The sequence below is a fragment of the Shuttleworthella satelles DSM 14600 genome (assembly GCF_000160115.1).
Taxonomy (GTDB): Bacteria; Bacillota; Clostridia; order Lachnospirales; family Lachnospiraceae; genus Shuttleworthia; species Shuttleworthia satelles.
This window is the reverse complement of record NZ_GG665866.1, coordinates 411478-429935: the sequence shown is the minus strand read 5'-3', so window position 1 is coordinate 429935 and position 18458 is coordinate 411478. Positions and strand designations below refer to the sequence as shown.

The following is an 18458-nucleotide window of genomic DNA, read 5'->3' as shown; positions in this document are numbered from 1 at the left end:
TATTTTGTCAGCAATGGTTTCGAAGGATATCAAAAAGCAGGAGTTTGTTTATGAGACGAAGTGGTGTGTTAATGCCCGTATTCAGTCTGCCGGGTGAATATGGAATTGGCTGTTTTTCCCGGCAGGCCTATCGCTTTGTGGATTTTTTGGCGGAGGCGGGACAGAGCTACTGGCAATTGCTGCCCCTGGGACCGACCAGCTATGGAGATTCCCCTTATCAGTCCTTCTCGACCTTCGCCGGTAATCCCTATTTCATCAGTCTGGAGGAGCTGATTGGACAGGGACTCCTGACTGAGGAGGAGTGCCAAAGCGCCAACCTGGAGTCGGATCCTGAGAAGATTGATTATGCGGCTCTCTATGAGAGGCGCTTTCCCCTCCTGCGCCGGGCCTTTGAGCGGGGCGAGATAGAGAAGATGCCGGATTTTCAGTGCTTTGTCGAAGACAATGCCTTCTGGTTGGAAGATTATGCCCTCTTCATGGCCTTAAAGGACGCCCACGGCGGAAGAAGCTTCACCGAATGGGAGGGTCCTCTGCGCAATCGGGAGTCTCAGGCTTTAGAGCAGGCCAGGCAGGGCTTGCGGAGGGAAATTCTATTCTACGAGTACCTGCAGTATGTTTTTCAGGATCAGTATTTTCGCCTTAAGACATATGCAAACAGCAAGGGAATAGAGATCATTGGAGATATTCCCATCTATGTGGCTCATGACAGTTCTGATTTCTGGTGCAATCCCGGGCTTTTTCAGGTAGATGAGAACCGTCAGCCAACCGGAGTTGCCGGATGTCCGCCGGATGGATTTTCCGCGGAAGGACAGCTCTGGGGCAACCCTCTTTATGACTGGGAAGGGCAGAAGAGGGATGGCTTCTCCTGGTGGATTGAGAGGATCAGGCGCTGCATGAGACTCTATGATGTGATCCGCATTGACCACTTCCGCGGTCTGGACGAGTATTATCGCATCCCGGCGGGGGCGCCGAACGCAGTACATGGTTCCTGGATGCCGGGGCCGGGGCTTGCTCTCTTTGAGAAAATCTGGGAGACTCTGGGACATGTGTCTATCCTGGTCGAAGATCTGGGATTTATCACAGACTCGGTTCGCCAGCTGGTTGCCAGAACAGAATATCCCAATATGAAGGTATTGGAATTCGCCTTTGATTCCCGGGATACTGGCGGTGCCAATTTGTACCTGCCCCATAATTATGACAGAAATTGCGTGGTCTATACGGGCACGCATGATAATGAGACTTTGGTCGGCTGGATTCGGGATCTGTGCCCTGAGGATAAGAAGATGTTTCTTGCTTATCTGGGAACAGAGGAGACTGATGAGCGTGATCTGGCGGAGCGAATGCTTCGTCTGGCACAGGAATCTGTGGCTGACAGCTGCATCATTCCTCTGCAGGATTATCTAGGACTTGACAACAGAGCCAGAATTAACAGACCATCTACTCTGGGGGGCAACTGGATGTGGAGAGTGACCGAAGAGGCCCTGAGTCCTGGGCTGGCAGAATATATCCATACTCTGACCGCGACTTACGGACGGCTGGTTTCGCAGAAAGACCGGACGGAATAAATGAGGAAAGACGATGAGAAGAACCTGACCATCAAGGATATCGCCAGGCTATGTAAGGTCAGCATCAGCACAGTCTCACGGGCGATCAATAATGACCCTACGATTAATCGCAAGACGAGAGACAGGATCCTTCAGATCGTTCGTCAGTACCATTATATTCCCAATAACAGTGCAAGAAATCTTCGGATGACAGACAGTAATACCATTGCTCTTCTTGTAAAGGGCATTGGCAATCCCTTCTTCCAGGAGATGATAACCTGCATTGAGAAATGCCTGCGCAAGGGCAGTTACAGTTTCCTCTTTCACAGTTTGCGCGAGGAAGAAGACACGGTGGCGGCTGCGGCGCAGCTGGTCAAGGAGCGTCGCCTCAAGGGGATTATCTTTCTGGGCGGCCGCATGAGCTATCCGGAGGAGGAACTCAAGCAGGTGCCTGTCCCAACGGTCCTGTGTTCCGTCGCGGTAGAAGAGGAAGCGGGATTGGGCAAGGCGGCTTCGGTCACGATCGACGATGAGAAGGAGACCTACCGGGCAATTTCTTATCTGATTCGACGGGGGCATCGAAGGATCGCCCTGATTGCCGGCCATGAGGCAGACACGACGGTTGCCCGCCTAAGGCGTATCGGATACTGTCGGGCTTTAGAAGAGGCGGGAATCCCCTATGATTCCGCTCTGGTCGGATTTGCTGATCCCGGGGCAGAGGGCTATACGGAGGCCTGCGGTTATGAGACAGCCAGGCGTCTGATCCAGTCGAAAGCTGATTTCAGTGCGATTTTCGCTATTTCAGACCGGATGGCCTTAGGCGTCTATAAGGCAATTTACGATGCCGGAAAGAGCATCCCGAAGGACTATTCGGTGATGGGGTTCGATGGGATCGAATCCGTTCGCTATATCATTCCGCCTCTGACAACCTTAAAACAGCCGACAGAGCCGATGGCCAGGGCGGCAGTAGACCTGCTTTTCCGGCAGATCAAAGGAGAGCGGGTCTGCGAGAGGCAGCTCTTTACAGCGAGTCTTCTGGAGGCGGATTCTGTCACAGACAGAGACGGATCTGCCGCGGACAGAGAATATGAGCATAACAGTTAGGAGAAAAAGATGGATCAACAAATGATGAGAGAGAATTTAGAGACCAGCTTAAGAAAGCTGCACGGAGTAGGATTTCAGGAGGCAAATCCAAGTCAGCTGGCAGATGCCGCGATGACATTGGTACAGGAGGAACTGCAGAGCCGCCCTCTGATTCAGGGGAAAAAGAAGCTCTACTATATTTCAGCAGAGTTTCTGATTGGAAAACTTCTGTCGAACAATCTGATTAATTTGGGCTGGTATCAGCCCATGAATGAGCTTCTTGCAGAGAGAGGTCTTGCTGTGGCAGATCTGGAGGATCTGGAAGAAGAACCCTCTCTGGGAAATGGCGGACTGGGTCGTCTGGCAGCCTGCTTCCTTGATTCCATTGCAAGCCTTGGTCTGCCGGGAGATGGCGTGGGCCTGAATTATCACCTGGGGCTTTTCCGCCAGGAATTCCGCCAAAATAAACAGTGTGAGATGCCAAATCCCTGGCTGTCCAAGGATCACTGGGAGAAGCGCAGCAAGATCAGCTTTACGGTCCCTTTCGCCAAGTTCCATCTGCAGTCGACGCTTTATGACATCTTTGTCCCGGGCTATGGCAATGAAGCGGTCAACCGTCTGCGTCTCTTTGATGTGGACAGTGTCGATGAGAATCTGCCTCATGCCGACGGAATTCAGTTTGACAAGTGGGATGTGGCTAAGAGCCTGACCCTTTTCCTCTATCCGGATGACAGTGACCGTGATGGCCAGCTGCTGCGTATTTATCAGCAGTACTTTATGGTCAGCAATGCGGCTCAGCTGATCCTTATGGAAGCGGAGGAGAGAGGCGTCGACCTGCACCATCTGGATGAGGCCGTCGTGATCCAGATCAATGACACACATCCTTCTATGGTTATCCCTGAACTGATTCGTCTGCTGATCGAGCGCGGCATTGACTTTGATCAGGCGGCAGAGATCGTCTCCAGGACCTGTGCATATACCAATCATACCATCCTGGCCGAGGCGCTGGAAAAATGGCCAATCGATTATCTGGAGGAGGTTGTCCCCCATTTGATGCCCATCATTCGCCGTCTGGATGAGAAGGTGAGAGAGAAGATCACAGATGCCAGCACCTATCTGATTGATGATCAGAACCGGGTTCATATGGCTCACATGGATATTCATTACGGATTCTCGGTCAATGGTGTTGCGGCTCTGCATACGGAGATTCTCAAGGAATCAGAACTCAAGAATTTCTACCAGATCTATCCGGAAAAGTTCAATAATAAGACCAATGGAATTACCTTCCGCCGCTGGCTGATGGCCTGCAACCCTGCCTTAAGCAGTTATATTCAGACTCTGATCGGGAATGGATTTAAGACGGATGCCACAGAACTTGAGAAACTTATGGCCTATGTTGATGATGCCGAAGTTCATGAGCGCTTAGATGCCATTCGCAGGGAGAACAAGCAGAAGTTAAGTGACTTCCTGAAGGAGACGCAGGGGGTCGTTGTTGATCCGGTTTCTGTTTTCGACGTGCAGATCAAGCGTCTGCACGAATATAAGCGCCAGCAGATGAATGCTCTTTTTGCCATTCACCAGTATCTTGAGATTAAGAAGGGAAATCTGCCGCATCGCCCCATCACTATGATTTTTGGAGCCAAGGCGGCACCGGCCTATATCATTGCCAAGGATATCATTCATCTTCTGCTCTGTCTGCAGGAGCTGACCTGCAATGATCCGGAGGTTGCTCCTTATCTCAAGGTGATTATGGTGGAAAACTACAATGTGACCAAGGCGGAGAAGATTATTCCCGCTGCGGACATCTCTGAACAGATCTCACTGGCTTCCAAGGAGGCTTCCGGTACCAGCAACATGAAGTTTATGCTAAACGGTGCTCTGACTCTGGGCACCGAAGACGGGGCCAATGTGGAGATTGGAGAACTGGTTGGCCCGGACAATATCTATATCTTCGGCAAGAAGAAAGACTATGTTATTGACGCCTATGCGCAGGGAAGCTATCATGTCGCTGATTACTACGCGGATCCCCAGATCCGGCAGCTGGTGGACTTTATCATTGGCGATCAGATGCGGGCGATCGGCGATGCCGAGAGCTTAGAGCGGCTGCACCGTGAGATTTCAGGCAAGGATTACTTCATGGCACTGCTGGATCTCAGAGATTATATTGAGACCAAGAACCGCCTTCTGACTGACTTCGAGGATCGGGAGAACTGGCTGAAGAAGGAAGTGGTTAATATTGCCCATGCAGGCTTCTTCTCATCAGACCGCACCATTGCCCAGTACAATCAGGATATCTGGCATCTTGTTTGATTGGAGATTAGACGATTTTCGTCTTTAGGCTTATACTGGTCTCTGTGCCCGGGCAGGAGAGTTCCTGGTCCGGAGAAAATCGGATCAAAGGCGGCGAGATCCAGCGAGGTGAGGACTTATGCGCAAGACGGTTGAAGACTACATTACGACCATTCCGGATTATCCGGAGCCGGGAATTATGTTCCGGGATATCACAAGCGTTCTGCAGGATGCGGAGGGCTTTCATCTGGCGATTGACGAGATGATCAGACTTTTGGATGGCCTGGATTTCGATGTTGTCTGTGGCGCGGAGTCCCGCGGCTTTGTCTTTGGGGCTCCCATCGCCTACGCATTGGGCAAGCCCTTTGTCCTTGTGCGCAAGGCGGGAAAGCTGCCCCGTGAGACGGTCAGGCAGTCCTATGAACTGGAGTACGGACAGGCGACGGTTGAGATGCACACCGACTCCATCCGGCCGGGTCAGAGGGTCGTTCTGGTGGATGATCTGATTGCCACCGGAGGTACCATTGAGGCCTCGGCGAAACTGGTGGAACGCCTGGGAGGTCAGGTGAGCAAGATTATCTTCCTCATGGAACTGGCAGGCCTTAAGGGGCGCGAACGTCTGGCCAGGTATGATGTGGATTCTGTCGTTATATATCCGGGTAAGTAAGTTCCGGAAAAGGGAATCAGATTCGGAATCATCGTCAGATGGATATGAAACTCAGACAAATTGCCCATATTGAAAATGGATTTGCCGACAAATTTGGCATTCCCCGACAGGCTGGCCTTCTGGAACATGCTGTCAGCCGTCTGGTCTTTGAAGCAAAATTTCGCAACGAGGCTGCTCTGCGCGGAATCGAGGGATACGATTATCTCTGGCTGCTATGGGGCTTCTCTGCGAATCGCAGGAGACCCTGGACCGCTACGGTCAAGCCTCCCCGTCTGGGGGGACATCGGCGTATGGGTGTCTTCGCAACCCGTTCTCCCTATCGCCCGAATCCCATTGGCCTCTCATCTGTGCGTCTGATCGGGACGGAGAGGGGACGGGAGGGGGTATGTCTGCTCTTGCAGGGGGCAGATCTTATGAACGGAACACCTATCTATGACATCAAACCTTACCTGGCTTATGCCGATGCGCATCCCAAAGCGGCAGGCGGATTTACAGATCACCTGGTCTGGGAAGAACTGTCTGTGGACTTCCCGGAGGATATGGCCAAAGAGGCAGGTGTTGCCCGTGAGGCCTACCTGGCTATGATTGAGATTCTGCGGCAGGATCCAAGACCTGCTTATGACAGAGATAAGGAGAGGGAGTTTCGTCTGGCATATGGAGGATTTGACCTGACCTTTCGGGTGGAACATCGTAATTTATATGTACTTAATGTCAATCCAACAGCTGTTTTTGCGACTTGATGGGGAGAAGTCATATAAAATCTCTAAAGCTGGAGATATAAAAATACAAAATTCGTAAAACTCAGGTTATCGCTTTGTAAATAATGATTGCAAAATGGAGAGGGAAAAACTAAAATAATGTATTAAGAACAGCATGAGAGCAGGACAGGCACTTTGAAATTCAAAGTGCACTTTTATTTATCTGAGTGCTTTATTTCTGCGAAGTGTAGAAGATTATTGATTTAGTGCGGGAAAACGGCAGAGAAATAAGAAGAGCGCCTGTCGATTCATGCGGTTCGACGACACAATTGGAAAAGGAGTTAAGAAAATGAGTGAACCAAAACCGGCTTTTAAGCCCTTTGTCTCAGCGGATGAGAATCCACCTGAGCTGACCGTCACCTCTATTGTCATCGGTATTCTGATGGCTATTCTCTTTGGCGCAGCCAATGCATATCTGGGACTGCGCGTGGGAATGACCGTGTCCGCGTCTATTCCGGCGGCCGTTATCTCTATGGGTGTGATCCGCTTCATTCTCCGCAAGGACTCGATCCTGGAGAATAATATGGTTCAGACTATCGGCTCTGCCGGTGAGTCTGTAGCGGCAGGAGCGATCTTTACCCTGCCTGCCATCTTCCTCTGGGCCAAGGAGGGAGTAACAACAGCGCCCTCTCTTCTGACCATTGCAGTGATCGCCGCGATCGGCGGATCCCTGGGAGTCTTCTTTATGATCCCGCTCCGCGAAGCCTTGATTGTCAAGGAGCACGGTACACTTCCTTATCCTGAAGGCTCTGCCTGTGCAGATGTCCTGGAGGCGGGAGAGACGGGAGGCGCCAAGGCCGTAACGGTTTTCTCCGGTCTCGGAATTGCCGCCATCTACAAGCTCATTGCCGACGGCTTTGTGCTCTTCCCCAGTGAAGTGTCCTGGGAGGTCAAAGGCTATAAGGGAGCTGGTTTCGGCGCAGATGTTCTTCCGGCTCTTTTGGGTGTCGGCTATATCTGCGGACCCAAGGTCTCCTCTTATATCACAGCTGGCGGTATGCTGGCCTGGTTCGTGATTATGCCTCTGATCGCTCTCTTTGGAGCCAGTGTTGCCAGTCCGATTTTCCCTGCAACCAAGATGGTGTCAGAGATGAGTCCTGACGCCATCTGGTCCAACTATGTCAAGTATATTGGAGCAGGTGCTGTTGCCGCCGGCGGTATTATGAGCCTGATCAAGTCCCTGCCCCTGATTGTCAAAACCTTCCGCGATGCGGTCAAGGGAATCGGAGTCAAGGCAGGTGAGATCAACCGTCAGAACAAGGACATCAGTATGAAGGTTGTCATCGGCTCTATTGTAGTTCTTGCCATCCTCATGGTGGTGATTCCAGCCATTCCCCTGAATCCGATCGGGGCGATTATCGTCATCATATTCGGTTTCTTCTTCGCTACGGTCTCTTCCCGTATGGTTGGTCTGATCGGATCTTCCAATAATCCGGTATCCGGTATGACCATCGCGACCCTGCTTCTGGCGACTTCTGTCCTGAAGGCAACAGGCAATATCGGTACACAGGGTATGATTGCGGCGATTGCGATTGGTTCCATCATCTGTATTTCAACAGCCATCGCAGGCGATACCTCACAGGATCTGAAGACCGGTTATATTGTCGGAGCAACTCCCTACCGCCAGCAGATTGGTGAGCTGATTGGTGTGTTTGCGTCAGCAGTGGCTGTCGGCGGCGTCCTCTACCTGCTCAACAGCGCGTGGGGTTACGGAGGAAAGGAACTTCCCGCTCCCCAGGCAACTCTGATGAAGCTGGTTGTCGAGGGCGTTATGAACGGCAATCTGCCCTGGGCTCTGGTATTCGCCGGCGTCTTCATTGCTATTGTTGTTGAGATTTTGGGGATCCCCGTTCTGGCCTTTGCTGTAGGTCTCTATCTGCCGATCTACCTGTCAATTCCCATGATGGTCGGCGGACTGGTGCGTCTTTACTTTGACAAGAAGAAGATGGACGAGGCAGAGCGCAAGGACAAGGTGGAGAATGGCCTGCTCTACTCCTCTGGTTTGATCGCTGGTGAGGGAATCATTGGAATTCTCCTGGCGTTTCTTGCGGTGTTCAATGTCAAGCTTGATATTTCAAAGACCTTCTCTCTGGGGAGAATCGGCGGTGTTGTGTTCTTTGCGCTGTTAACGGTAACTCTGGTGCTCTTCGTCAACCGTAAGCCGAAGAGTGCGATCAAGTAAGAATATGTCCAAGTAAATGGAACTTTTCGTCTATGGCATCCGGTGTTACACATGGCCGGGTGCCATAATTCATTCACGACGGTCGGCCATTCAGGAAGCCTGTATCACGCTTCCTGTGTCAATCGGGCATAGCAAATCCCTTTATGGGATGCGGGTATTCACAGGGCGTATATTTGATTGTCAAGGAGGTCAGATGGCAAAGCAGAAAGAGAATTTCCTGGATTATTATCCCCGGCGCAACGCCAATGTGGACTGGCGCCAAAAGGGAAATGCGGTCGAGGTCGATATGGTGCATAAGGGAATCAGCCACTGGATCGCCCAGAGGTTTTTTCGAAGACCCCGTGTCAGTCATATCAGATTGGACGATTTCGGATCATTTATCTGGCTGCAGATGGATGGATCCAGGAGTGTACAGGAGATTGGGCAGGCGGTGAAGGAGAGGTTTGGACAGAAGGCAGAGCCCCTCTATGAACGCCTGAGTCAATACATCAAGACCCTGCACAGAGAGGGCTTTATTGTCTACGAGAATAAGATCAAGAAGAGAGGATAAGATCATGGCAAGAGTATTGCGCGGCTTAGCTGAAAATAAGGTGTTTGACTATTTTGAGGATCTGACGCAAATTCCCCGTCCCTCCTATCAGGAGAAAGCGGTCAGTGACTACCTGGTTGCCTTTGCCAAAGAGCATGGTTTTGAGTATTACCAGGACCAGTATTACAATGTCATCATAATCAAGGAGGCATCTGAGGGTTACGAGGATGTCAGCCCTATCATCCTGCAGGGGCATATGGATATGGTCTGCGAGAAGACGCATGACTGCCCTAAGGATATGGAAAAGGAGGGCCTGGATCTTTATCTTGACGGCGATTTCATTCGGGCCAGAGGAACGACGCTGGGAGGCGATGACGGAATTGCCGTGGCATATGCTCTGGCAATTCTGGATGACGACAGCTTAAAACATCCCCGTCTGGAATTCGTCTGCACAACGGCAGAGGAGACCGGCATGGATGGTGCCTTTGGAATTGACGTCTCTATGCTGAAGGGGCATAAACTCCTGAATATCGACTCTGAGGAAGAAGGTGTGATCTTAGCTTCCTGCGCCGGCGGATGCAAGGCGGAGATTCACATGGATACGGAGCGTGCGCAGGCTGCGGGCGAGTGCATCGCCCTGAAGCTGACCGGTCTGACCGGCGGTCATTCCGGTGTGGAGATTCATAAGGGGAGAGCCAACGGCATTCACCTGCTGGCACGCGTTTTGCTGGCAGTTTCTAAGAAGATGGAGCTGCGCCTGATCACGATGAGCGGCGGTTCCAAGAACAATGCGATCCCCAACCGGGCTGCGGCTCAGGTTCTGATTCCTGCAGGCCAGCAGGCTGCTTTTGCCGCCCTCGTCGAAGAGCAAATCAAGGGTGCAAAGAGTGAGTATATAGTCACGGATCCCGATCTTACGGCAAATGTCTGTGAAAGCGATTCCTCTCTTGCCCCATTGACTCTTGCCGCCAGTAAAAAGGTTCTGGCTCTGATCCTGGCAGAACCCAACGGCGTGCAGCGCATGTCTACAGATATTGAGGGATTGACAGAGACTTCTTTGAATCTTGGAATTTGCGATCTGGATGAGAAGGGGCTCTATATGAATTATGCGGTGCGCACCAGTGTGGCATCTGCCTTGGAGCCCCTGACAGACAAGATGGTTTTGATCGCTCAGTCGCTGGGAGCCAGGGCGGACATCAGCGGCAGGTATCCCGCCTGGGAATATGTCAGGGAGTCTGCTCTGCGTCAGGATATGGCATCCATCTACAGGGAGATGTTCGGCGAAGAGCTGAAGATAGAGGCGATTCACGCCGGCGTGGAGTGCGGGATCCTGGCCGGTAAGATCGACCATCTGGACGCCATCTCCATGGGACCCAATATCTATGATATCCATACGCCTCAGGAACACTTGTCCATTTCTTCATCGAAGCGCATGTATGACTTCATCGTCCGTGTGATTGCCTGCAGAGATTGAGTCATAAAATCGCATTTAGCACTGGGCCGAAGAAAAAATTTATTTTTCGGCTCAGTTTTTTTGCGCTCTCAGCATTTCTGGCAAAGAGAGGGGAAAATCAGAAGGCAGTCAGAAGAATTTATCAGGAATGACACAAAAGCCGATTCAGATGTTATAATGCAATCAGGTTTATTTTTTAAGTATCAAATGGCTGGTTGCAGATGCGCCAAAGAGGGGAGCGGTCTGTGACTTTGCATTTGACAGCCCCAGACAGCAGGATGTCCCTTGTGGACATCTCATTGTTGTGAATCAAAAGATTCATGACAGTGGAATACTCGCAAAGCCTGTATTCCATTGTTTGGTTGGGGTTATCTGTTCACATTGTAAGGTGTTTTCTTGGCGCGGTGACTGCGCCCGCGAGAAAGCCGGTAAAAATGAAACGATACTGTGTCGATGATTTTCTGGTTCATGAGGCGAGCGGGGTATGCCAGGTCAAGGCCATCATTCGGCAGGATCTGATGGGTACGGGGACAGAACGGGAGTATTATGACCTGAATCCTGTTTTTGAAAATCGAAGTCACGTTATTACCCCGGTAGAGAGTAACAGACAGAGGGTTCGGTCGGTATCCAGTCAGCGGACCATGAAGGAGATTTTTTCCAGGCTGGCGGATCTGGAATTGATCGAAATTAAAGGAGATCGGCAGAGGGCGGAGTATTACAGGCAGATTCTTCTGAACCAGGATCCGATGGAGATGGCACGGCTGATCAAGACGATTTACTATCGCAATCACATGCGGATTGCGCAGGGAAAGAAGACCATGTCCCAGGATGAGCGAACGATGTCCGCAGCAAAGAAGAAACTTTTTGATGAGATGGCTTTCATATTGAAGGATAGCCAGGAGGCACTGGAGATAAAGTTTTGTGAGATACTGGATCGGGATGATCCTTCCAGAGAGCTGATGGATAAGCGCAAGACGCGCAAGAGGAGGATATAAGATGAATCTTACGCGAAGAGGGGATGCGGCGGAGAGAAAGAGAGGATTGCCCGGAAGAATGTTTTTCTTTCTTCTGCTTTTCGGGCTGACCTACGGGAAAAAGCGGAACAGATGAGCACGTGACGCCTTATTTCGTCTGTCTTGCCTCAGAAACAGTGGAAGCTGCTTCTGAGGCTTTTTATAGGCGTCCAAAGAAGGGAGGAGACGGATGGTGCCACTGTTGACAAAACAGGCAGTTGATCTGAAGGTAAGGCGGCAGTTCTCTGTCATCGTGGGAAACTACGAGTTCTATTATGCCCTGGGTCTGTATTCCGCCGGTCACCCGGAAGTGGATCTGAAGGGAAATATGAGTCCCAGAGAACTGAAGGATGCCCTGGTGAAGGAACTGGATCCGCAGGAATTTCTTCCGGCGAATGATCCGGACAAGTACCTCTGTTTTTTGCTTCATCGCTATCGGGTAGAGGATGACGCGCATGATCAGGTCATGGAGGGACTTTTTGAGTGGGCAAGAAGCGGAGTCAACCCCTTTCCGCCGGACGCAAAGTAAGCCGTACAGGCAGATGCAAAATAATCCGTGCGCTGTGCATACAGGTGAAAAATAAACTGTGCTTACAGAGCATATGTTCTGCGATGACCTTTCGGGCAAAATTAAGAATGCCGGGGTTTGAAATCGATATAATAGAGCTATGAATCAGACGACGTCACAGAAAAGATATCAAAGGGGAAATCAGGCGAAAAGAAGGCAGAGCAGAAGAAAGCGGGTCTTTCTTCTGGCGGCGGTCCTTGTCGCTCTGCTTTTGCTTTGGCTGGATCCTCTTAGCCTGCGTCCTCATAAGATCAGGCCTCAGCTTCCTGACTCCGCCCGGCCAGAGATGGCTGTGGAATTGCTTACAGTGAATCCAAACAGCAGACCGGGGAAGAAGTTGGGCAAGGTAAAAGGCATTGTTGTACACTATACGGCGAATCCGGGGTCTTCGGCTATGGACAACCGGAACTATTTTGAGGGGCTTAAGGATTCTCATGTCACCCAGGCCAGCGCTCATTTTATTGTCGGGCTGAAAGGGGAGATCGTCCAGTGTATTCCGACCTCAGAAATTGCCTATGCCTCGAATCAGAGAAATGGGGATACCATTGCAATTGAAGTATGCCATCCGGACGCGTCCGGGAAGTTCAACCGCAAGACCTATGATTCCCTTGTGCGGCTGACGGCCTATCTGATGGCGCGCTTTGATCTGGACACGGATCAGGTCATCCGCCACTATGATGTGACAGGGAAACTCTGTCCCAAGTATTTTGTCGAACATCCGGATGCCTGGAAGCAGTTCAAGACAGACTTAAACACCTATATCAAAGAGAATGCGATCAAGGAGAAGAGCGATGACTGAAGAAATCTACAGGGATATTCTGAATAAAATTCGCTCATACGCCGAGGGCCCTCAAATCGTGGATTATGCCATGCGCACTATAACCCATGCCGCAATTGTGGGCTATGTGGCTATGCTTGGGGTCTTCCTCTTAAACAAGCAATATCATGCTCTCTATGAGAATATCCTGGTGACAGGGGTCGCCTTTGCGGTTGTCAGTCTCTTGAGAAAGAAAATCGGAGCCAAAAGGCCCTATGAGACCATGAAGTTTGAGCCGATTGCAGACAGAAAGGGAGGAGGAGACTCCTTTCCGAGCAGACATGTCTTCTCAATTTTTATCATCGCTGTGGCCATGCTGAAGCAGAATATCTGGCTGGGTCTTCTCTTCCTGGTCATGGGTCTGTTCCTTGCGGTTCTCAGGGTAATAGCAGGTCTTCACTATCCCAGGGATGTGATTGCCGGAGCCCTGATCGGGATCATTTCAGGCGGCCTGGGGTTTTTCCTGATCTTCCCCGGCCGGATGTAATCGAAGGCTGTCCTATATATGACGAATCAATATTCGAGTTATAAGACAAAACGCCCCGACAGCCAGTCCGATGGATTATAAAATCGATTTCCCTTGTGGAATGTTTTTTCACGGATGTAACAGAAAAAGGAGCGAGGCAGCTGCGGCTGTCTCGCTCCTAAAGAGTCAATATAAATCTGATTTTCACGGTTTATCCCCCTCAAGCCCTTGACTGACAGGAGCTTGAGGGGGATTTATCGACACATTTTGTCCGACAGATAACGCAGGCAATTACAGGTTATCGTCTATGGTGTAGTTGGGAGCCTCCTTGGTGATGTGGATATCGTGAGGGTGAGATTCCTTGAGGGAGGCAGAGGAGATCTTGACGAACTTGCCCCGCTCCTGGAGCTCCGGGATCGTGGGAGTACCGCAGTAGCCCATACCGGAGCGGATGCCGCCGATCATCTGGAAGATCGTATCCTCGACGGAACCCTTGTAGGCGACTCGGCCCTCGACGCCTTCAGGAACCAGCTTCTTGGCGCCCTCCTGAAAATAGCGATCCTTAGAACCGTTCTCCATTGCCGCAATAGATCCCATACCGCGGTAGACCTTGAACTTGCGCCCCTGATAGAGTTCATACTCGCCCGGAGCCTCGTCGCAGCCGGCGAAGAGGGAACCCATCATGCAGACATTACCGCCGGCGGCAAGGGCCTTGACCATATCGCCGGAGAACTTGATGCCGCCGTCAGCAATGACCGGGACGCCGTAGTCCTTGGCGACAGCGTAACAGTCCATGATTGCTGACACCTGGGGAACGCCGATACCGGCGACAACGCGGGTGGTACAGATCGATCCGGGTCCGATGCCGCACTTTACGGCGTCCGCACCCGCTTCAATCAAGGCTCTGGCGGCGTCGCCGGTTGCGATGTTGCCGGCGATGACCTGGAGGTCAGGATGGGCGGCTTTGATCTTCTTAACCGCCTCAATGATGTTCTTGGAGTGGCCGTGGGCGGAGTCAACGACGATGCAGTCGACATGGGCGGCGATCAGAGCTTCGACCCGTTCCATCATGTTGCCCGTAATGCCGACTCCGGCGCCGCAGAGAAGACGCCCCTGCTCGTCCTTGGCTGCGTTGGGGTATTTGATCTGTTTTTCAATGTCCTTGATGGTAATCAGTCCGCGGAGGTTGAAGTGATCATCGACAATGGGCAGCTTCTCCTTGCGGGCCTTGCCTAAGATTTCCTTGGCTTCTGCCAGGGTGACGCCGACTTTGGCGGTAATCAGCTGGTCGCCGGTGGTCATGACCTCGGAGATTTTCTTGGTGAAGTCCTCTTCAAACTTGAGATCACGGTTGGTGATGATTCCAATCAGCTTGCCGGTCTTGCCGTCCTCGGTGATTGGGACGCCGGAAATGCGATATTTTCCCATCAGGGCATCAGCATCAGCCAGGGTGTGATCCGGGGTCAGGGCGAAGGGCTCGGTGATGACGCCGTTCTCTGACCTCTTCACCTTGTCTACCTCTTCGGCCTGTTGGGCGATGGACATGTTCTTGTGGATAATACCGATTCCGCCTTGACGGGCCATGGCAATCGCCATGCGGTGTTCGGTCACCGTATCCATGGCCGCGCTCATCATGGGGATGTTAAGACTGATCTTTTTGGTGAGTCTGGTCTGAAGATTAATCAGGTTTGGTGTTACTTCTGAGTATTGAGGCACCAGTAAGACATCATCAAACGTAATGCTTTCACCAATAATTGTACCCATGTACTGTCCTCTCTTTCTGCTGACCTCTGCCTGTGTTTTTAGTCAATTATACTATCAAAATCGCGGGGGCGGGTCAATGAATCACATTCGGGTGTGGAGGTGTTGAATCACATGGGTCAGATTTGTGTGTGAATTGCATTTGGTAAAGTCAGGCGGGAGCGCTTTGAATTTACTTGTCCCCTTAAATTTGCTAATCTAAGACCCGAGAGTTTTGTCGGCAAAGAGGAGGAGAGATGCGGTTTCGCCCCTGTATTGATATTCATAACGGAAAGGTCAAACAGATTGTCGGATCCTCCCTGCAGGATCAAGGGGACAGGGCCTGTGAGAACTATGTCTCTGACAGGTCGGCGGCGGATTACGCCCGGCTCTATCAGAGGGATCATTTGACGGGGGGACATATCATCCTGTTAAATGCCCGTGACTCCAATTATTTTGAGCAGACGAGGCAGGAGGCGCTGGCCGCTCTGGCAGCCTATCCCGGCGGACTGCAGATCGGCGGCGGCATCACCGCGGATAATGCCGGGGTCTATCTGGATGCCGGAGCTTCCCATGTGATTGTGACCTCTTATGTCTTTGAGAGGGGACAGGTCAATTATGACCGGCTCAGGGACCTTGTGGAGACAGTCGGCAGGGAACACCTGGTCTTAGACCTGTCCTGTCGCAAGAGAAAAGGCCGCTATTATGTGACCACTGATCGCTGGCAGACTCTGACGGAGGAGCCGGTGGAAGAAAAACTCTTGAATCATTTGGCAGATTACTGCGACGAATTTCTAATTCACGCCGCGGATGTGGAGGGCATGCAGACCGGACCCGCAGAGGATTTGCTAAAGCTTCTGGCGGGCTGGAAAGGGATCCCCGTCACCTACGCCGGTGGGATTCACAGCTATGGGGATATCGAGAACATAGGAAGAATCGGACAGGGAAGGGTTGATTTTACAGTGGGATCCGCACTGGACCTCTTTGGAGGAAAGCTGTCATACGAGAGGGTTAGAGAATATCGCATGCCATCCCCTGATATACCCGGTCGGGTACCAAGAGGATAGGGCAAGGGCAGATGATCTGATGAAAACCCATTGATACCGTAAAGATGAATACGAGGTGAAATATGTACAAGATTAACAGCAATTTTCAGAAGCTGCCCGGAAGCTATCTCTTTTCGGACATTGCCCGGAAGGTGGCGGCCTTCGCAGAGGCCAATCCCCAGGCGGATATCATTCGCCTGGGAATCGGGGATGTGACCCGTCCTCTGACCCCGACAATCATTAAGGCCATGCACGATGCCGTCGATGAGATGGGAACGGAAGAGGGATTCCACGGTTACGCGCCGGATCTGGGCTATGACTTTCTGCGCGATGCCATTGCCGGAGAATACAAGGACAGAGGCGTCGACGTCTCTGCCGATGAAATCTTCGTGTCTGACGGGGCCAAGTCGGACTCCGCAGCCATCCAGGAGCTCTTTTCCCAGGACACCCGCATCGCCGTCACGGATCCTGTCTATCCGGTCTACGTGGATTCCAATGTCATGGCTGGCCGCTGCGGGAACTGGGATGCGAAGAAAGAGCAGTGGAGCGATATTATTTATCTGCCCGTGACGGCGGAAAATGATTTTGTCCCGGAATTCCCCAGTCAGATTCCCGATGTGGTCTATCTCTGTCTGCCCAATAATCCGACCGGGACCACACTGACAAAGGATCAACTGCAGGACTGGGTAGACTGGGCTAACAGAAATGGAGTTCTCATTATTTTTGACGCCGCCTACGAGGCCTATATTTCCCAGCCGGATGTTCCGCATTCGATCTATGAGTGCCGGGGGGCAAGAGCCTGTGCCATTGAGCTGCGCTCTTTCTCGAAAAACGCGGGATTTACCGGAGTGCGTCTGGGATTCACAGTTCTTCCCAGGGATATTGTACAGGGGGGAATCAGTCTTCACGACATGTGGGCCCGCCGCCATGGAACCAAATTCAACGGCGCTCCCTATATCACCCAGCGGGCCGGCCAGGCGGTCTATTCCGATCAGGGGCAGAGGGAGATTCGCGAGCTGGTCGCCTACTATATGAAGAATGCGAAGATCATCCACGATGGTCTGGCAGAGGCGGGTTTTGAGGTGTACGGGGGGGTCAATGCCCCCTACATCTGGCTCAAGGCGCCCGGCAATATGAGCTCCTGGGATTTCTTTGACTACCTTCTGAGGGAGGTGAACATCGTCGGCACACCGGGATCCGGTTTCGGCCCCTCCGGGGAGCACTACTTCCGCCTGACTGCTTTCGGCAGCTATGAGAATACCCTTCGCGCGGTAGAGCGCATCGGGAAGATGAAGGTATGAAGAGAGAACAATTGATCATCGCAATGGACTTTGACCGAAACGAGGATCCGACCATGGACGATTTTCTGATTCGGTGCGGTCACCTGCCCTTGCATCCTGAGGAGGCCTTCTTTGAGGTCTCCTCTTGTATATCAAAGGGGGGAGTTGATCTTGCGATCTGCAGACAAGAGGCCAGTATCCTGGCGATGCGGGAGGCGAAAATTCCGGTCATCGGCGTCGCGTCGGAGGGAGAAGACCTGTCCGCGGACCTGGTCCTATGTAGCTTTGAGGCCCTGGAGGAAGAGGATATTCTCAGAAGCTATCGCAGGGGGATGGAAATTCCGGATGAGATCATAAGAACCAGGCGACTGATCATTCGGGAGATGGTTCCCTCCGATTACCCGGCCCTGCTTCGCCTGTACCGAAGCCTTGAAGCAAAAGAGCATATGGAAGCGCAAAAGACCGGCGGAGCGATGGAAGACTTCATAGAGCCTCTGGGCGGCCGCAGGGCAACGGAAAAGCTGATTCAAACCTATTGGGATTATCTCTATCCCCTCTGTGGGATGGGAGGATTTCTGCTGATTGACAGAGAAGTTAAGAAGAGGGATGGCGGCAGGAGGGATGCGGACAAACAGGAAAGAGCTGAGCAGGAGAGAGTTGTCGGAAGAATTGACCTCAAGCCAACCGATCGTTGCGGGGAGGGCCAGGCAGAGGTCGGTTATCTGATTGACGCGTCCTGCCGTCGCAGAGGATATGCTAAAGAAGCGCTGGAGGGTATTTGTCAATACGCGCGGGAGAAATTGCGGCTGAGGGAACTTGTCGCGCATGTCCACCCGGATAATCTGCCCTCACAGCGCCTGCTTGAGAAACTTAACTTTGTCAGGGAGGAGAGGGGACCCTTTGGAGGGGAGAATGAGGGGGATCATTGGCATTTGTCCCTTTGATCTTCTATAATAATGGACATCTATAGGGATCTGCGTCGGAGGAGTCCGGCGCGGTTTACTCTTGTGAGAGGAGTCGGTC

Annotated in this window: 16 protein-coding genes; 15 read left to right on the top strand and 1 reads right to left on the bottom strand. The window is 51.9% G+C overall.

Translation table 11 applies throughout. From position 1 onward, the window contains the following. The first annotated feature begins 50 nt into the window (after nucleotides 1-50). The 12 genes from malQ (at nucleotide 51) to GCWU000342_RS01895 (ending at nucleotide 13390) form a co-directional block, all read left to right on the top strand. Nucleotides 51-1565: a 4-alpha-glucanotransferase gene (malQ, locus tag GCWU000342_RS01950; RefSeq protein WP_045000136.1), complete on the top strand. Its 1515-nt coding sequence runs from the start codon at nucleotides 51-53 to the stop codon at nucleotides 1563-1565. Continuing rightward, a complete protein-coding gene (locus GCWU000342_RS01945) occupies nucleotides 1566-2648 on the top strand; it encodes a LacI family DNA-binding transcriptional regulator (protein WP_006905515.1) in 1083 nt (360 codons plus the stop codon). 24 nt (nucleotides 2649-2672) lie between these two features. Next, complete coding sequence (locus GCWU000342_RS01940) at nucleotides 2673-4937, top strand: glycogen/starch/alpha-glucan phosphorylase (protein WP_334290460.1); 2265 nt, start codon at nucleotides 2673-2675, stop codon at nucleotides 4935-4937. Between the two features lie 118 nt (nucleotides 4938-5055). Further along, complete coding sequence (locus GCWU000342_RS01935; protein ID WP_006905513.1) at nucleotides 5056-5583, top strand: adenine phosphoribosyltransferase; 528 nt, start codon at nucleotides 5056-5058, stop codon at nucleotides 5581-5583. Nucleotides 5584-5627: 44 nt separating this feature from the next. After that, on the top strand, nucleotides 5628-6323 hold the full coding sequence (gene tsaA, locus GCWU000342_RS01930) for a tRNA (N6-threonylcarbamoyladenosine(37)-N6)-methyltransferase TrmO (RefSeq protein WP_045000546.1): 696 nt from the start codon (nucleotides 5628-5630) through the stop codon (nucleotides 6321-6323). 307 nt (nucleotides 6324-6630) lie between these two features. After that, a complete protein-coding gene (locus GCWU000342_RS01925; RefSeq protein WP_045000135.1) occupies nucleotides 6631-8523 on the top strand; it encodes an OPT family oligopeptide transporter in 1893 nt (630 codons plus the stop codon). A 193-nt stretch (nucleotides 8524-8716) separates the two neighbouring features. Then, a complete protein-coding gene (locus GCWU000342_RS01920; protein ID WP_045000133.1) occupies nucleotides 8717-9073 on the top strand; it encodes a PqqD family protein in 357 nt (118 codons plus the stop codon). A gap of 4 nt (nucleotides 9074-9077) precedes the next feature. Continuing rightward, nucleotides 9078-10526 carry an aminoacyl-histidine dipeptidase gene (locus GCWU000342_RS01915; protein WP_006905509.1) on the top strand — a complete coding sequence of 483 codons (1449 nt, stop codon included), beginning with the start codon at nucleotides 9078-9080 and terminating at the stop codon, nucleotides 10524-10526. Between the two features lie 413 nt (nucleotides 10527-10939). Beyond that, nucleotides 10940-11500 carry a CarD family transcriptional regulator gene (locus tag GCWU000342_RS01910; protein WP_044961049.1) on the top strand — a complete coding sequence of 187 codons (561 nt, stop codon included), beginning with the start codon at nucleotides 10940-10942 and terminating at the stop codon, nucleotides 11498-11500. A 208-nt stretch (nucleotides 11501-11708) separates the two neighbouring features. Next, complete coding sequence (locus GCWU000342_RS01905; RefSeq protein WP_006905505.1) at nucleotides 11709-12047, top strand: DUF3837 family protein; 339 nt, start codon at nucleotides 11709-11711, stop codon at nucleotides 12045-12047. A 139-nt stretch (nucleotides 12048-12186) separates the two neighbouring features. Then, entirely contained in the window at nucleotides 12187-12885 is a 699-nt protein-coding gene (locus GCWU000342_RS01900) for a peptidoglycan recognition protein family protein (RefSeq protein ID WP_006905504.1), read from the top strand. Continuing rightward, nucleotides 12878-13390: a phosphatase PAP2 family protein gene (locus GCWU000342_RS01895; protein ID WP_006905503.1), complete on the top strand. Its 513-nt coding sequence runs from the start codon at nucleotides 12878-12880 to the stop codon at nucleotides 13388-13390. The genes GCWU000342_RS01900 and GCWU000342_RS01895 overlap by 8 nt, the downstream gene beginning before the upstream one ends. A 270-nt stretch (nucleotides 13391-13660) precedes the next feature. On the opposite strand, the gene guaB is transcribed toward GCWU000342_RS01895, so the two are convergent. After that, on the bottom strand, nucleotides 13661-15133 hold the full coding sequence (gene guaB, locus GCWU000342_RS01890; RefSeq protein ID WP_006905501.1) for an IMP dehydrogenase: 1473 nt from the start codon (nucleotides 15131-15133) through the stop codon (nucleotides 13661-13663). A 233-nt stretch (nucleotides 15134-15366) separates the two neighbouring features. On the opposite strand from guaB, the gene hisA reads away from it, so the two are divergent. From hisA to GCWU000342_RS09870, 3 genes are all read left to right on the top strand, one after another. After that, entirely contained in the window at nucleotides 15367-16176 is an 810-nt protein-coding gene (gene hisA, locus GCWU000342_RS01885; protein ID WP_006905500.1) for a phosphoribosylformimino-5-aminoimidazole carboxamide ribotide isomerase, read from the top strand. A gap of 62 nt (nucleotides 16177-16238) precedes the next feature. Next, on the top strand, nucleotides 16239-17456 hold the full coding sequence (locus tag GCWU000342_RS01880; RefSeq protein WP_006905499.1) for an LL-diaminopimelate aminotransferase: 1218 nt from the start codon (nucleotides 16239-16241) through the stop codon (nucleotides 17454-17456). Continuing rightward, nucleotides 17453-18379, top strand: a complete 927-nt coding sequence (locus GCWU000342_RS09870; RefSeq protein WP_006905498.1) for a GNAT family N-acetyltransferase — start codon at nucleotides 17453-17455, stop codon at nucleotides 18377-18379. The genes GCWU000342_RS01880 and GCWU000342_RS09870 overlap by 4 nt, the downstream gene beginning before the upstream one ends. Nucleotides 18380-18458 lie beyond the last annotated feature (79 nt).

Coding starts and splice junctions, on each gene's coding strand:
- malQ (WP_045000136.1), top strand. CDS start 51: ATGAGACGAAGTGGTGTGTTAATGCCCGTATTCAGTCTGCCGGGTGAA.
- GCWU000342_RS01945 (WP_006905515.1), top strand. CDS start 1,566: ATGAGGAAAGACGATGAGAAGAACCTGACCATCAAGGATATCGCCAGG.
- GCWU000342_RS01940 (WP_334290460.1), top strand. CDS start 2,673: ATGAGAGAGAATTTAGAGACCAGCTTAAGAAAGCTGCACGGAGTAGGA.
- GCWU000342_RS01935 (WP_006905513.1), top strand. CDS start 5,056: ATGCGCAAGACGGTTGAAGACTACATTACGACCATTCCGGATTATCCG.
- tsaA (WP_045000546.1), top strand. CDS start 5,628: ATGAAACTCAGACAAATTGCCCATATTGAAAATGGATTTGCCGACAAA.
- GCWU000342_RS01925 (WP_045000135.1), top strand. CDS start 6,631: ATGAGTGAACCAAAACCGGCTTTTAAGCCCTTTGTCTCAGCGGATGAG.
- GCWU000342_RS01920 (WP_045000133.1), top strand. CDS start 8,717: ATGGCAAAGCAGAAAGAGAATTTCCTGGATTATTATCCCCGGCGCAAC.
- GCWU000342_RS01915 (WP_006905509.1), top strand. CDS start 9,078: ATGGCAAGAGTATTGCGCGGCTTAGCTGAAAATAAGGTGTTTGACTAT.
- GCWU000342_RS01910 (WP_044961049.1), top strand. CDS start 10,940: ATGAAACGATACTGTGTCGATGATTTTCTGGTTCATGAGGCGAGCGGG.
- GCWU000342_RS01905 (WP_006905505.1), top strand. CDS start 11,709: ATGGTGCCACTGTTGACAAAACAGGCAGTTGATCTGAAGGTAAGGCGG.
- GCWU000342_RS01900 (WP_006905504.1), top strand. CDS start 12,187: ATGAATCAGACGACGTCACAGAAAAGATATCAAAGGGGAAATCAGGCG.
- GCWU000342_RS01895 (WP_006905503.1), top strand. CDS start 12,878: ATGACTGAAGAAATCTACAGGGATATTCTGAATAAAATTCGCTCATAC.
- guaB (WP_006905501.1), bottom strand. CDS start 15,133: ATGGGTACAATTATTGGTGAAAGCATTACGTTTGATGATGTCTTACTG.
- hisA (WP_006905500.1), top strand. CDS start 15,367: ATGCGGTTTCGCCCCTGTATTGATATTCATAACGGAAAGGTCAAACAG.
- GCWU000342_RS01880 (WP_006905499.1), top strand. CDS start 16,239: ATGTACAAGATTAACAGCAATTTTCAGAAGCTGCCCGGAAGCTATCTC.
- GCWU000342_RS09870 (WP_006905498.1), top strand. CDS start 17,453: ATGAAGAGAGAACAATTGATCATCGCAATGGACTTTGACCGAAACGAG.